This is a genomic window from Xanthomonas sp. Leaf148, from assembly GCF_001423585.1.
Classification (GTDB): domain Bacteria; phylum Pseudomonadota; class Gammaproteobacteria; order Xanthomonadales; family Xanthomonadaceae; genus Xanthomonas.
Genome location: NZ_LMOP01000008.1, coordinates 686,926 through 700,791 on the forward strand (window position 1 = coordinate 686,926; position 13,866 = coordinate 700,791).

10 protein-coding genes are annotated in these 13,866 nt (G+C 62.8%); 3 read left to right on the top strand and 7 right to left on the bottom strand.

What is annotated here, in order from left to right; all coding sequences use genetic code 11:
* The 6 genes from ASF90_RS07690 to ASF90_RS07715 form a co-directional block, all read right to left on the bottom strand.
* Nucleotides 1-1,344 carry a sigma-54 dependent transcriptional regulator gene (locus ASF90_RS07690; RefSeq protein ID WP_055848015.1) on the bottom strand — a complete coding sequence of 448 codons (1,344 nt, stop codon included), beginning with the start codon at nt 1,342-1,344 and terminating at the stop codon, nt 1-3.
* Nucleotides 1,345-1,538: 194 nt separating this feature from the next.
* Entirely contained in the window at nt 1,539-2,009 is a 471-nt protein-coding gene (locus ASF90_RS07695; protein WP_236699225.1) for a PDZ domain-containing protein, read from the bottom strand.
* A gap of 120 nt (nt 2,010-2,129) precedes the next feature.
* Nucleotides 2,130-3,338, bottom strand: a complete 1,209-nt coding sequence (locus tag ASF90_RS07700; protein ID WP_055848018.1) for an FtsX-like permease family protein — start codon at nt 3,336-3,338, stop codon at nt 2,130-2,132.
* Between the two features lie 65 nt (nt 3,339-3,403).
* Nucleotides 3,404-4,708, bottom strand: a complete 1,305-nt coding sequence (locus tag ASF90_RS07705; protein WP_055848021.1) for an ABC transporter permease — start codon at nt 4,706-4,708, stop codon at nt 3,404-3,406.
* A gap of 11 nt (nt 4,709-4,719) precedes the next feature.
* Complete coding sequence (locus ASF90_RS07710; protein WP_055848024.1) at nt 4,720-5,439, bottom strand: ABC transporter ATP-binding protein; 720 nt, start codon at nt 5,437-5,439, stop codon at nt 4,720-4,722.
* 47 nt (nt 5,440-5,486) lie between these two features.
* On the bottom strand, nt 5,487-6,758 hold the full coding sequence (locus ASF90_RS07715; protein WP_055848027.1) for an efflux RND transporter periplasmic adaptor subunit: 1,272 nt from the start codon (nt 6,756-6,758) through the stop codon (nt 5,487-5,489).
* A gap of 205 nt (nt 6,759-6,963) precedes the next feature.
* On the opposite strand from ASF90_RS07715, the gene glmS reads away from it, so the two are divergent.
* Nucleotides 6,964-8,793, top strand: a complete 1,830-nt coding sequence (glmS, locus tag ASF90_RS07720) for a glutamine--fructose-6-phosphate transaminase (isomerizing) (RefSeq protein ID WP_055848030.1) — start codon at nt 6,964-6,966, stop codon at nt 8,791-8,793.
* A gap of 48 nt (nt 8,794-8,841) precedes the next feature.
* Here glmS and ASF90_RS07725 read toward each other — a convergent pair whose 3' ends face one another.
* Complete coding sequence (locus ASF90_RS07725) at nt 8,842-11,343, bottom strand: hypothetical protein (protein WP_153067872.1); 2,502 nt, start codon at nt 11,341-11,343, stop codon at nt 8,842-8,844.
* 638 nt (nt 11,344-11,981) lie between these two features.
* Here ASF90_RS07725 and ASF90_RS07730 point away from each other — a divergent pair.
* Nucleotides 11,982-12,455 carry a hypothetical protein gene (locus ASF90_RS07730; RefSeq protein WP_055848035.1) on the top strand — a complete coding sequence of 158 codons (474 nt, stop codon included), beginning with the start codon at nt 11,982-11,984 and terminating at the stop codon, nt 12,453-12,455.
* A gap of 235 nt (nt 12,456-12,690) precedes the next feature.
* Entirely contained in the window at nt 12,691-13,836 is a 1,146-nt protein-coding gene (locus ASF90_RS07735; protein WP_055848038.1) for a hypothetical protein, read from the top strand.
* Nucleotides 13,837-13,866: the final 30 nt, after the last annotated feature.

Genomic DNA, 13,866 nt, shown 5'->3' on the forward strand with positions numbered 1-13,866 from the left:
TCATTCCGGTTTGATGCCGTAACGGTCCATGCGCCGGTACAGCGCCTGCCGGCTCAATCCTAATTCGGCGGCGGCCTGCGCGATCACGCCTTGCGCGCGCGCCAACGCCTGTTCGATGCGCGCGCGATCGGGCTCGCCAGCGACTGCTGCTACTGGCCGCGCCGCGGCGGCGCGTGGCAGGTTCAGATCGCTGGCTTCGATGCGCGCGCCTTGCGCGAGCAGCGACGCACGTTGCAGCACGTTGCGCAGCTCGCGCACATTGCCCGGCCACGCGTGCCGTTGCAGCGCATCGCGCGCCTGTGCAGACAGCGGCTTGCCGCCCGCCAGGAAATGCTCGGCCAGTGGCGCGATGTCGCCCGGACGCTCGGCCAGTGCCGGCAGCGCGATCTCCACGGTATTGAGGCGGTAGTAGAGATCCTCGCGGAAGCTGCCATCGCGGATCATCGACGGCAGGTCGGCGTTGGTGGCGCTGATCACGCGCACTTTTGCATGCCGCTCGCGATTGGAACCCAGTCGCTCATAGCGCCCGGTTTCCAGCACGCGCAGCAGCTTCATCTGGCCCGCCAGCGGCAGGTTGCCGATTTCGTCCAGGAACAGCGTGCCGCCATCGGCCGCTTCGAATTTGCCTTCGCGCGCCTTGTTGGCACCGGTGTAGGCGCCGGCGTCGGCACCGAACAATTCCGCCTCGATCAAGTCGCCCGGCAGAGCGCCGCAATTGAGCGCGATGAAGGGGCCATGTTTGGTTGCCGAGTTGGCCTGGATGATCTCGGCAATCTTTTCCTTGCCGCTGCCGTTGGGGCCGGTGATCAGCACCGGCAGCTCCGAGCGTGCGACCTGACAGGCGAGCGCGATGGCCCGTTCGCTGGCGGGGTCGGCGAAGACCGCGCCGCGCAGATCGTAGCGCTGGGTCAGTTGCTCACGGCCGCGGTGCTCGCGTTCGCGGCGGTGCGCGAGTTCACGGCGCGCCTCGGAGAGTTCGAGCAGATTGTTGACCGTGGTCAGCAGCTTGGTGTCGTCCCACGGTTTGGCGATGTAGTCGGCGGCGCCGGCCTTGACCAGGCCCACCGCACTGCCCAGATGGGTCCAGGCGGTGAGCAGGATCACCGGCAGATCCGGATGACGCTGGCGGATCTGGGTAAACAGCGCCTCGCCTTCTTCACCGGAGGTGGTGTCGGCGGTGAAGTTCATGTCCTGGATCACCAGGTCGAACGCCTGCTCGTCCAGCAGGGCCAATCCGGCCTGCGGCGATGACGCATGCCGCGTTTCGATGTCGTGCAAGGAAAACAGCACCTCCAGCGCGGTGGCCACGGCGGTGTTGTCGTCGATGATCAGGATATGCGGCATTGCGCGCTCGAAAGGCGAAAGGTGTTGGGGAAGTACTTGCCACAGCATACGGCGCCAGCCGGTGTCGCCGCACACTGCGTGCCGCAAGCCGATGGCGATAGCAACGGACGTTGCGACTGGGCAGTGCGCCGGCGTAGTTGGCGCTGGACGTGTGACAGGCTGGCGCGCGTGCGTGCCCCGGCTGCAAGCGACGGCTACCGCAGCGCTTGTGGTGGTGTCGGTGGCGCGGGCGGCAACGGTGGCAGCAGCGATGCATACATCTGCGCGGTCCAGGTCAGGCTCAAGGGCACCTGCCCGCGTGCCACCTGGACCTGCACTGGACGGCCGGCGGCAGCGCGTAATGCGTGCAGCAGTTCTTCCACGGTGGCGATGCCGCGGCCATCGGCTGCGCGCAGGGTATCGCCCTTGCGCAGCTGCAGTACCAGCGTATCGCTGGCCTGCGTGACCAGCAGGCCGGCAGCTGTGGCGGTCAGCGCCAGCGTCTGTGCGTTGTGTTGCCAGTGCAGCTGATGATCGTCGATACGCAGCGTGGTGCGCTCAGTCACTTCGCTACGCGTCTGCGTTGTGGGGTGCACGGAGGCGCCACTGCCGGCATGCAGCGTGCCGCTCATCGCAGCGATGGCGAGTACAGCGGCGACGATACGGGGATGGACGATCGGACGCATAGGGAGAGAGTCCTTGGGAGGGAAGTATCGCGGTTTGTCGGCATGCGCAGCTGACCAGCGGCCGGCATCGCCGGGCGCCAGGGTGTGGTGATGGGTTTGAGGCAGCGTCCCATGGTGTGCTCAGGCGCTGCGCGTCGCGACTGCCGGCGGCACCAACGCCGCGCGACGTGCGGGCCAGAACACGGCGATCTGGCCCAGCATCCACAGCGTGAGCGCGCCGATCGGCAGGTAGATCAACGGCAGGCGCGGCAATTCGTAGCGCGCCATCAACCACAGGTTGATCGAGTAAGCCATCAACATGCCGAGCACGATCCCGACCGAGGCCAACAGAAAATTCTCGATCTGGAAGTAGCGCAGGATCTGCCCGCGCGTGGCACCGAGTGCACGGCGAATGCCGATCTGCTTGGTGCGCTGTTGTACCCAGAAACTGGCAAGACCGACGATGCCCAGTGCGGTGACGATCAGCAGGGCGATGCTCATGGTGACGAGCAGCCAGGACATCGAACGATCCTGGCGATAGAAGTCGCGACGCATCTCTTCCAGCGTCTTCTTCTCCTCGATGATGCGACTGTTGCTGTTCTTCTCCAGGATCGCGACCGCTTGACGCAGTACCTCCTGGCGTCGATCCGGATCGGTTCTCAGCAGGTAACGATGCCCATCGTTGTAGGAAATTTTGACAGGGGATAGCATCGAGTCGTCATAGGAAGCCTCTCCACCATAGTCGTTGACACGCGCGAAGTGCTCCACGATGCCGACGATCTTGCTAGGCGTTTCTTCGGTATAGATCGACTTACCCAATGCCGATTGCCCGGGAAACAATTTTTCCGCTGCGCTCTTGGTAATGATGACGCTGGGAATTGTGGCCTTCTCGTCATTGTTCCAGCTGAATTCTCCTTCGGTGAAACGCCTCCCCTGCACCAGCCGCAGGCCGAGCGTATCGAGCGTCTGGGAATCGCCATGGTAGGTATTGAGGTCAACGGTCGGGACCCGTTGATCCGCGGTCAGCTTGATACCGGTGACCCACATGCTATCGCCGAACGGGACCTGGCTGACCGAGGAGGCGAACTTCACCCCTGGAATGGCGCGCAGCGCAGCCAGGTCGGTTTCGGTCAATGCATTGGCGTTTTGATCTTCCCCGATGCCAGCGATGCTGATGCTGACGATTTCGTTTTCGGCCAGGCCGCTGGGGCGCTGTATACGCTCTATTCGGTTGCCGATGAGGAACAGCGCGTTGGAAATGATGGCGCAGCTCAGTGCTATCTCAAGCACGATCAATGCGGCAGCCGTCTTGTGCCGTTGCAGCGTGGATAGGATGGGGCGGATTTCCATGAGCGTGTCCTTTCTGGTTGCTGGCTGCGGCCGACGCGACGAAGGTCGTATCGGCCGACAAGGCATCACTGAGACTTGAGTTGAATGGCAGGAGCGACCTGGCAGGCACGCCATGCCGGTAGCATTCCAGCCAGGATGCTGGCGAGCAGGGCCATCGCAAAGGTGCTCAGCAACATGGCTGGATCCAGATGCGCGAGATCGGCGTAGCTGCTGGGCTGTTGTCGTACGCCCCAGAGCCCCAGGCTGGCCAGGCCGAGACCCAGCAGGCCGCCGGTCAACCCGATCGTCCCGGCTTCCACCAGCGCTTGCGCAAAGATGCTGCGTTTGGTCGCGCCAAGCGCCCTGCGCACACCGATCTCCCCGCTGCGCCGCAAAAATTTGGCCAGCATCAAACCAATGGTGTTGACCAGGCAGACCAGTAGAAACCCGAATGCCAGCCAGGTCTGCAGGCGGACATCGCTGGGCACCACTTTCTTGAAGTCCAGCCATTCCATCAGGCTACGCAGCTCTACATTGTTGGGTCGCTCGAAGCGACCAGCACGCCGTTGCAGATCGGAATAGTTTTCCAGGTACTGGCGATAGGCGACGGCTTTCTGTGGACTGTCCAGCTGTACCCAATACTGGACCCAGGCACAGGGCTCATTAATTCCTTTTTCTTCATTGCTGGACCCCGAGCTGTTACCCCAGCAGGAACGCGCGCCGGTCGTTGCGAACTTCTGCTCGACTGCTGTGCTGAAGGGAATGAAGATCTGTTCGATTTTGGAGTACCTGCCGGTGTTGATGTCGTAAAACTTTGGGGTAGGACGCCAGTCCTTGAGGACACCGACGACGCGCAACGCGTTGCGATTCACGCGCACTGTTCGGCCCACGCTGTTTTCGCCGTGGAAGAGCTGCTTGTTCAGCGCCTCCGACAGCACTGCGACGCGTGCGCGGCTGCCATCATCGCTGGTCGACCAGGCGCCGCCATACAGAAAGGGCACGTCGAACATCGGGAAAAAGTCGGTCGAGGTATAGCGCGCATCGATCGAAAATGGGCGTAGTGATGCATTGTCGGGTTCCAAAGCCACCTTTCCGCCGCTCATCATCGCCTGATGATCTGCGCGCTTCTCGCGGAGCAAGGCTTCTGCGTCGAACCGTGTGAACTGCTCGAGTGCTTCTTTACTCCGGTGATCGCGCGAGCGCGCATCCAATTGCGGGATGAAAATCGTCTGGCTCTTGCCAGGCAACGGATCGCCGGATAGCACATAGAACACCGTCAAGGTGGTCATGCTGGCGCCGATGCCCAGCGCGATCGCCAGCACCATCAGCGCGGTGAGCACCTTGTTGCGACGGAAGCTGCGCAGCGCGAGATTGAAGTAATAGCCGAACATGGGGGCGGTCCTTATTCGGCCAGGCTTGCAGTGGTATTGGGCGCGCGCATCAGGCTGGGATTGCGTTCCAGGTCAGTGGCCTGGCCGTCGACGATGTGCACGTTGCGCTGCGCGCGTGCGGCCAGTTCCGGGTCGTGGGTGACCATCACGATGGTGGTGCCCTGGCTGTTGATTTCTTCCAGCAGCTCCATCACCCCGCGTGCCATCTGCGAGTCGAGGTTGCCGGTCGGTTCGTCGGCCAGCAGCAGGCGCGGGCTGCCGGCCAGCGCGCGTGCGATGGCGGCGCGCTGTTGCTGGCCGCCCGACAGTTCGGTGGGGTAATGCTTCAGGCGCGAACCCAGCCCGACCTTGGTCAAGGCGTCTTCGATGCGCTGCTTACGCTCGGACGCGGGCATGCCGCGATAGCGCAGCGGCACGTCGACGTTGTCGAACAGGTTGAGGTCGGGGATCAGATTGAAGCCCTGGAAGATGAAACCGATCTTCTGATTGCGCAGCCGCGAACGCGCGTCGTCGGAGAGATGGCTGACGTCTTCGCCGTCGAGCAGATATTGGCCGCTGGTAAAGGTTTCCAGCAGTCCCGCCAGGTTGAGGAAGGTGGTCTTGCCCGAGCCGGACGGCCCGGTCACCGCGACGAATTCGCCTTCGCGCACATGCAGGTCTAGCGAGCGCAGCGCGTGCGTTTCCACCTGTTCGGTGCGGAAGACCTTGGAGACCGCTTGCATCTTGAGCATTGCCGATTCCTTTGCGAAAGAGAGTGCGACGAAGAGGATTGAATGAATCAGTGAACGGTGACGCGCGGGGCGTCACCAAAATTGTCTGCACCGGACACCACCACGCGGTCGCCGACCTGCAGCCCGGACAGCACCTGCACCTCGCCCAGGCTGCTGACACCCGTGCGCACAGGGCGGCGCACTGCGGTGTTGCCATCCATCACATAGGCGTAGCTGCCGCCGGATTGCTCGACAAACGGGCCGCGTTCGACCTTGAGCACATTGCGACGCGTGTCCATCACCACGCGCGCGCTCATGCGCTGACTCTGGCGCAGGCCCGGCGGCTGCTTGTCGGTAAAGCGGATGCGTGCGGTGACTTCGCCGTTGACCACTTCCGGCGACACCGCCGAAATGGCACCGGGGAAGGGTTCGCCGCTGCCGCTTGTGAGCTGGGCCGGCATGCCGATCGCCAGATCGCGCGCGAAGCTTTCCGGCACCTTGATCTCCACTTCAAATTTGGACAGATCCACCACACCCAGGATCGGTGCGTTCGCTGCGACCTGGGTGTGTTGCACCGCCTGCACCTGGCCGACCTGGCCATCGAATGGCGACAGCAGCGTCAGTGCGTCGACCTGGCGCTGCACCTCGGCCACCACTGCGCGTTGGCGGTCGGCCAGCAAACGTTTGTTGCGCGAATCCAGATCCGCACCCTGGCTCTTCAACGACGCATCCCGCTCGGCGTGCTGTAGGTCGATGTCGGTTTTCTTCAAGGTGTCCTGCGCCTTGGCCAGCTCCACCTGCGGCACCGCGCCGCCGTCGTAGCCGCGCTGATAGCGCTCCAGGTCGCGCGCGGCGGCCTGCTTGTCGATCTTGGCCTGGTCGGTGAGCTTGCTGGCGTTGGCACGGGCAAGCGTGGCGTCCAGCCCTGCGCGGCTGGACTCGGCTTCCAGTCCGGCCAGGGTGGCTTGTTCCTGCGCCAGCTTGCTGCGCAGTTCCGGGCTGTCGATCCGCGCCAGCTCCTGGCCCTGCTTGACCACATCGCCGGCCACCACGCTCAGCGTCACCGTGCCGGCCGAGATGGCGTACAGCACCGGGCTGTTGGCGGCGATCACCCGGCCATCGGCGGCGATGTCGCGTACCAGATCGCCCTGGCTCACCGTGGCGATCCGCACCCGGCTGGCATCGAACGAACTGCTGCCGGCGCTCCACGCGCTGATCGCCCAACCGATACTGGCCAGCACCGCCACGGTGGCGACGGTGGGCCACAGCCAACGGCGCCATGGCGCGTGGTGGGCGGGGGTACGGAGAACCTGGTCCTGGGCAGAGGTGTCGCGAATCATGGTCGGCGTGCTCGGTGGCGTCACGCTGACAAAGCAGGGCGCGTGCCAACTGCCAAGTGGCTGAAATAAAAGACATTCATCCCGGATGGGCGCGTGTCCGCAGTGTCCGCGGACACCGACGCGGACACGCTGTCCGGGCACGGTCATGCAGTGGACAACAGCGGACACGCTAAAATGCCGGCCTTCTTCCTAAAGAGCTGTCCCTATGTGCGGCATTGTCGGAGCGATCGCCGGGCGCGATGTGGTCCCGGTCCTGATCGAAGGACTCAAGCGCCTGGAATACCGGGGCTACGATTCTTCCGGCATTGCGGTGCTCGATGGCGCGCAGGTGCGGCGGGTGCGGCGCACCGGGCGGGTGGTCGAGATGGCGCAGGCGGCGCAGGCCGAACAGTTCGGCGCAACGCTGGGCATCGGCCATACCCGCTGGGCCACCCACGGCGGCGTCACCGAAGCCAATGCGCACCCGCACATCAGTGCCGGCGTGGCGCTGGTGCATAACGGCATCATCGAAAACCACGAAGAACAGCGCGAAAAGCTGCGTGCGCTCGGCTACAGCTTCGAGTCGCAGACCGACACCGAAGTCATCGCGCATCTGATCCATCACCATCTGGCCGACGCGGGCGATTTGCTCAGCGCGCTGCAGCGCACGGTCAAGGAACTCACCGGCGCCTACGCGCTGGCGGTGATGAGCCAGGCCGAGCCGGAGCGGTTTGTCTGCGCGCGCATGGGCTGCCCGTTGTTGATCGGCGTGGGCGAGGGCGAAAACTTCGTCGCCTCCGATGTCTCGGCCATCGTGCAGGCCACCCGTCAGGTGATCTTCCTGGAAGAAGGCGATACCGCCGAGCTGCGTCGCGAGGGCGTGCGCATCTTCGATGCCAACGACGCGCCGGTCGAGCGCCCGCTGCATCTGTCCGATGTGTCGCTGGCATCGCTGGAGCTGGGGCCGTTCCGCCATTTCATGCAGAAGGAAATCCACGAGCAGCCGCGTGCGCTGGCCGACACCATCGAAGCGGCGATCGATGCGAAGGGCTTCCCGGCGTCGCTGTTTGGTGCCAACGCAGAAGCGGTGTTGCGCGAGATCGAAGGCGTGCAGATCCTGGCCTGCGGCACCAGCTATTACGCCGGCATGACCGCGCGCTACTGGATCGAAGCCATCGCCGGGCTGCCGTGCAGCGTGGAGATCGCCAGCGAATACCGTTACCGCGCTGCGTACGCCAATCCCAAGCATCTGATCGTCACCATTTCGCAGTCCGGCGAAACGCTGGACACGATGGAGGCGCTGAAATACGCAAAATCGCTGGGCCATCTGCATACGCTGTCGATCTGCAACGTGCCCGAGAGCGCGATCCCGCGCGCCAGCGAACTGGTTTGCTACACACGCGCCGGCGCCGAAATCGGGGTGGCCTCGACCAAGGCGTTCACCACCCAGCTGGCGGTGCTGTTCCAGCTCACCATGGTGCTGGGCAAGCTGCAGGGCCGCATCAGCGAGGCTGAAGAAGCCGATTATCTGGAGCAGCTGCGCTTCCTGCCCGGCAGCGTGCAACACGCCTTGAATCTGGAACCGCAGATCATGGCCTGGGCCGAGCGCTTCTCACCGAAGGAAAATGCGCTGTTTCTCGGCCGCGGCCTGCATTACCCGATCGCGCTGGAAGGCGCGCTCAAGCTCAAGGAAATCTCGTATATCCACGCCGAAGCGTATCCGGCCGGCGAATTGAAGCACGGCCCGCTGGCGCTGGTGGATGCGGCCATGCCCGTGGTGGTGATCGCACCGAACGACCGGCTGCTTGAAAAGGTTAAATCCAATATGCAGGAAGTGCGCGCACGCGGCGGCGAGCTGTTCGTGTTCGCCGACCAGGACAGCCACTTCAGCGAGTCCGAAGGCGTGCACGTGATCCGCACCCCGCGCCACGCCGGCGTGCTGTCGCCGGTGATCCACACCATCCCGGTGCAGCTGCTGGCGTATCACACCGCACTGGCACGCGGCACCGACGTGGACAAGCCGCGTAACCTGGCCAAGTCGGTGACGGTGGAGTAACGCCAGCGCTGCTTGCGTGCAGCGCCGGCGTCCATCCGGGAGTGCGCGCTAGCGGTTGAGTGCTGCGCAGGTGCTGGCGTCAGTGCTTGTGCAAAGCATGTTGCCGTTGCCAGGGCGGGGCTCATTGATCAAGCGCTGCGGTTCGCCTCCGCCCGCAGTGCGATTGGCGCGGATCAGCGAGTCTTTGACGTTTTCATTCTGAATTCGAAACGCCGGGACGATGTTGTTCTCCAGCAGCGAATTGCTCACCCGATCCCACAGCCCAACGCTGCCGCTCGCACCGGTGGCAAACCGGTTGTTGCGGATGATGGCGGTACTGAGAACGGAGCCGGTGTACGTGCGGTTCTGCAGATCTTCGCCTTGGCTGATCATCCGATTGCCGCCATGTACGGTAAACGTTGCGGTCGAGTCTTGCGACGACAATGGATTCGTCGTCGCCTCGGCGGTGACTTCATTGTTGAGCATTTGCGAATGCCAACCGGGTAGCAGCGCCTGGGCATCGGTGTAAAAACCGTTCGGCTGCACCAGGCTCCCGCCGAAGCGATTAAAACGGTTGTACGCATGGATCACATCAGCGGATGGATAAAAGTTGGTGACAGGGCCGGACCCGTTGTAATCGTTGTTGACGAACAGCATCCTGCCATTGGTCGTCACGATGCTCAGATCCGATTGCTGATCAGGGGGGATCTGCCAGGCGCTGTCTAGGGTGACGGTGTTGCCGAGAGTCAGCGGGTTGCCTGTCAGGTAGCGCTGCTGTCCGGTGCCTTTTCCAGCAACGATCATCGCTGAGTTGCCGTCGGCATTGCAGCGGTACGCCAGATCGATGGCTTGCCTTGCCAATGTCAGTTGCTTCCCCGAGACCGCAGCAGCCTTCCCGAAGTAGTTGCCCGTGCCTTCGTCCATCGTGAGCTGCCACGGTGGGGGCTCGGCGTCGACTGGGTATTGATTGGCGTTGTTGGCGTAATACACATCCCGGCTTGGCGCGCTGAATTGCAGTTCCGACGGTGTGCCGTAATAGGGTGCCCCTGCAGAAATGTTCCTGTTGTGGGTGATGAGCGCGTTCTGCGCGTCGTGGTTGAACGCCAGCGCCGTCTCGTGCCAACGCAAGGTATTGCCCTGCACTGTCACGCCATAAACATTGCTGTCCATGAAAATCGGTTTGCTACTGGTGATGTCGTTACCGGAGATCTGCAAGTTGGACGTATCCATGGCCTTGATGCCGGTCGTGTGCGGATCGGTTCTTGTCCGATCTGACGACTTGCCGAGTGTGATGATTGAGTCGCGTACGAACGGAATCGAATGCAGGTCCTCGACGGACATGTGTTCGAACAGGATTGCACTGCCTTCGCGCAGATTCGGCGCATTGATGGAGAGATCGCGTATGCCATACACGCCAGCGGCATAATTGATCGGGCGGCCACATTTAGGTTGTTTGGCCTGGTTGTAGGCAGTGGAGCCACCCTTGAAGATCACCGCCGGCGCATCCTTTCTGCCGACCACCTGCGGAAAGTTCAGCACGGTTGCCTGCTTGCCCGCACCTGCGATGACTGTGTGGTTGGGGATATTGTCGAAGCCTCGGCCGGACAAGGTGTAGCTGCCCGCAGGAATGGACACCACGCCACCCTTTGCATTGGCCGCGCAGGCGAATGCGGCCGCAAAGCTGGCGTCGTCCGAAGCGCCGTTGCCGATGGGCGGCGCGACATTGCATCGGGTTTGCGGCCAATTGGTTGCATACCCGATGTTGATACTGGTGATGGTAGTGCGCGGCGCCGTGCGATCCGGTCCGCTGCCGAAGTTTTGATAACGACTCCATGCGCTTGGGCCACCGGAGCCATTGTGTAGATACAGCTCATAATCGCCTTGCGGCACGTCGGCGGGAATGGCAAAACTCTGCACATACATGCCTTCCTTCGGATTGGAGAGATCTGCGCTCAGGATTCGCTGCACGCTTCCGTTTCTGACCAATGCGATCCGTACCGGTTGGCTCGATGCCGACATTCTGCCCAGTGCCGTGCCGAAGACGTTGAGTCTGCCGCCTGGAGACGCACCACCGCCGACGTTGCCTTGCACGAACCAGATATCCGGCGCATTCACCAGCGTTGTCGCACCGGTCCCGATGCCGGTGACTATCCGATACGCGTAGACGCCGCGCGCACGATCAGGCAGCTGAAACTTGAGTGATTGCTCGGTGGCTTGGCTCGGCACCACGTTGATCCAACCACTGTTGGTGCTGTCGGCGACATCCAATGGGCTGCCTACTGCGCCATCGTCGAGCCGGGTAAGGCGCACTGTGGCGGTTGGGTTGAGATTGCCGCCGCTCACGACAACCGTCTCGTTGCGATCGACCGGCTGCGATGCCCAGAACGTCATTGCGGTACCTGGCGGCACCTCGTCAGGCCGTGGATAAGCAAGCGATGCAGGAGAAGCCGCGCCTCCCGTGCGCGCTTGGTTAGCGCCCAGATCAGGCCGTTGGGATGCGCTGCCATCAGTGCTGGCAACGCAAAGCGTCGCTGCGATAAAGGCCGTAAGTTTGGAGGTTTTTACACCCATGTCGGATCACTCCTGATGCGGAAGCGAAGGGCTTCCGGAACGTGCGACCACCACGCGATGCGTTGCGCAAGGATCGTGCAAGACGGTTCAACGGTTATTGCTGGATGACGACAGCGGTGCATCGCACACGCGCATGCGCCTGCTACAACCGCAGAACCATGATGCTCAGTGGCGTGGGGCTCGCCGAGCAGCGGCCATCCTAGAGATGCGCAGCTGTTTGAATGCGAACAGATGTCACACAGTCGTGCTCGCTTGGTTCCAATGTCTCGCTGCGGGAGCCAAGTCACTCTTTGAGACATGTGAAGGCGATATGGGGTGGTCGCCCGCTGCCGCATCGCGCTGCGGAATCGTTCGCTTCCCTCCGCCCTCGTGACGGAATCATTCTGCGATGCGATGCGATCGGCAAGGCAGCGATTGCGAGTGGAGCGTGCATCGCCGTGGTTGCGCAGTAGTCGCGAGGCGCAGACATCTCTGCTGTTGCGAGTGGCGCGGGTCGATTCGCGCAACGACCATACTTGCCTGACGGCCGGCAGCAGCTTGGTCAGCGGTTTCTGGCGCTCGAGCACAGCCTCTGCCAACGCTTTGGCCCAGGTTATGCATAAGCTTCTTGCGAGGGTCCACACCACGCAGGAGGACGTATGCAAGAGTCTTTCAAACAGGGGGCGCCGGCCGAATTGTGGCAGGCGTTGGTGCGCGAGGCGGGGCAGCGGATCGCACGTCCGCTGGACGAGTCGCGCGAGCATTATCTGGTCTTCGTATTGCTGCGCTTTCAGCGCGATGCGCATCTGCTGTCGCGCACGCAGGCATTGGCGTGGTTGCACGCGCAGGAGCAGGTCGGCAGTGTGCGTGCCGATTTGTTGCGGGATGTGGGCGACGGCTGTCTGCTGATTGCCGGGTTGTTTCCCGGCCTGGCACAACGCCGCCGGGTCAGCGTGGACTACTTCATCGATCTCGGCCGCGGCGCCTATTCCGACGTCGCCGACACCCGCTGCAGTGATGCAAGCCTGTTCGCGCAACTGGCCGACAGTTATCGCGAGTTGGTCCGCATCCTTGCTGCATTACGCACGCCACCCAATTGGCAACCTGGAGCGGGCGGGATCTTGCATGCCTGAGCAGTGAGCCTGGGCAGGGGTGGTCCCGACACACGCGTCGGGTCCGCCCCGACTGCGATTGCCCGCGTCTGCGCGCACACTACCCCGGCAGGCAGATCCGCCGGGTAAGTGCCATTACCCCCATGATCAATGCCCTGCAGTGTTGATCGTCGTAGCGTCGATGCGCTGCGGCGCATCGTGCGCGCAGCATGGGGGACATGCTGCGCGTCGCAATCATCCAGAGGGACGTGGATTCATGAAGACGTGTATCGCGGCGGTGCTGTTGGCACTGCCTGGGCTTGCTATTGCACAAGACCTGCCGCCGGGCTATGCCGGTGAGGGCGGAATGACGCTGCAGGAAATCGACCCTGCCATCTATGCGTATCACTACGACCACGGCTTCGTGGGCGAAGATGCGATGGGCTGGGATCCTGCACTGCAGTTCGCCTGGTCGCGCATCGCCGCTGCCGAGGTTTGCGCACAGCAACCGCCATCGGATGCGGTGATCGCCAAGCTGGTGGAGCAGTACGGCAAGGATGCCGTGGTGCATCAGACAAACGGCATCGGTTTCCATGCAGCGCAGATGCGGGCAGCTGCCACGTTTTGTACGCCTGCGCGCGTGACGGAAGCCGCTGCGGTGGTACCTGCGTTGGCGGGCGGTGATTTTTCCACGGCAATCGCCTATGCGGCGGCGGCTGAAGCGGGGACGATTGCGGTTGCGCCGGCAGAAGGGCAGCCATCGACGCAAACACCAGCCGATGTAGAGGATGTCACTACACCGTCGTCTGACTGGGCCTTGCAGCTTCCGTTACATTCCAGCATGCGGGTAGGCTCGAACGGTCTGCCCAACGGCGATGAAATGTTGCGCGTGGTGCGGCGCGGGCATACCGGAGCGTTAGTGGGGTTGCAGATCGCGACCAGCTTGTTTGCACGCGGCGTTACTGTATCTGCCTTCAGCAAGGGTCAGCTGAAAGGCGAGAAGATGGAAGGTGTGGGCAATCCCGGTTATCAACTGCAGCGCGATGCGGTCAACGCGCATTTGAAGACCTACTTCACCGGGCATCCGGCAGCGCTGCCGGTGGATCGGTTCCCATTGCAGGTGCTGATGTCCGACTGGCTGCTGGTTTATCAGAGCCTGGCTGACACCAAATCGCCCTACGAATTACGCTACGCAGTGACGATCGGCGGGGAACGCACGGGCCTTCTCAAGCGCAAGGCGAGCCCAGTCAGTCTGGACTGTACGCCCACACCGCGCACCGCCTCGTTGGAAGAGTGGGAAGCCAACGATTACGCATTGGTCAAAGAGGCCGCACAAGCCTATAGCGACGAATGCGCAGCGAAATTCGCCGAGCGGTTGCCGCAGTGGTTTCCCGACAGAGCGGCTGTTGCGGCGTCCAACTGAATCGCCAAATCTGTCGACGCCGGATATCCG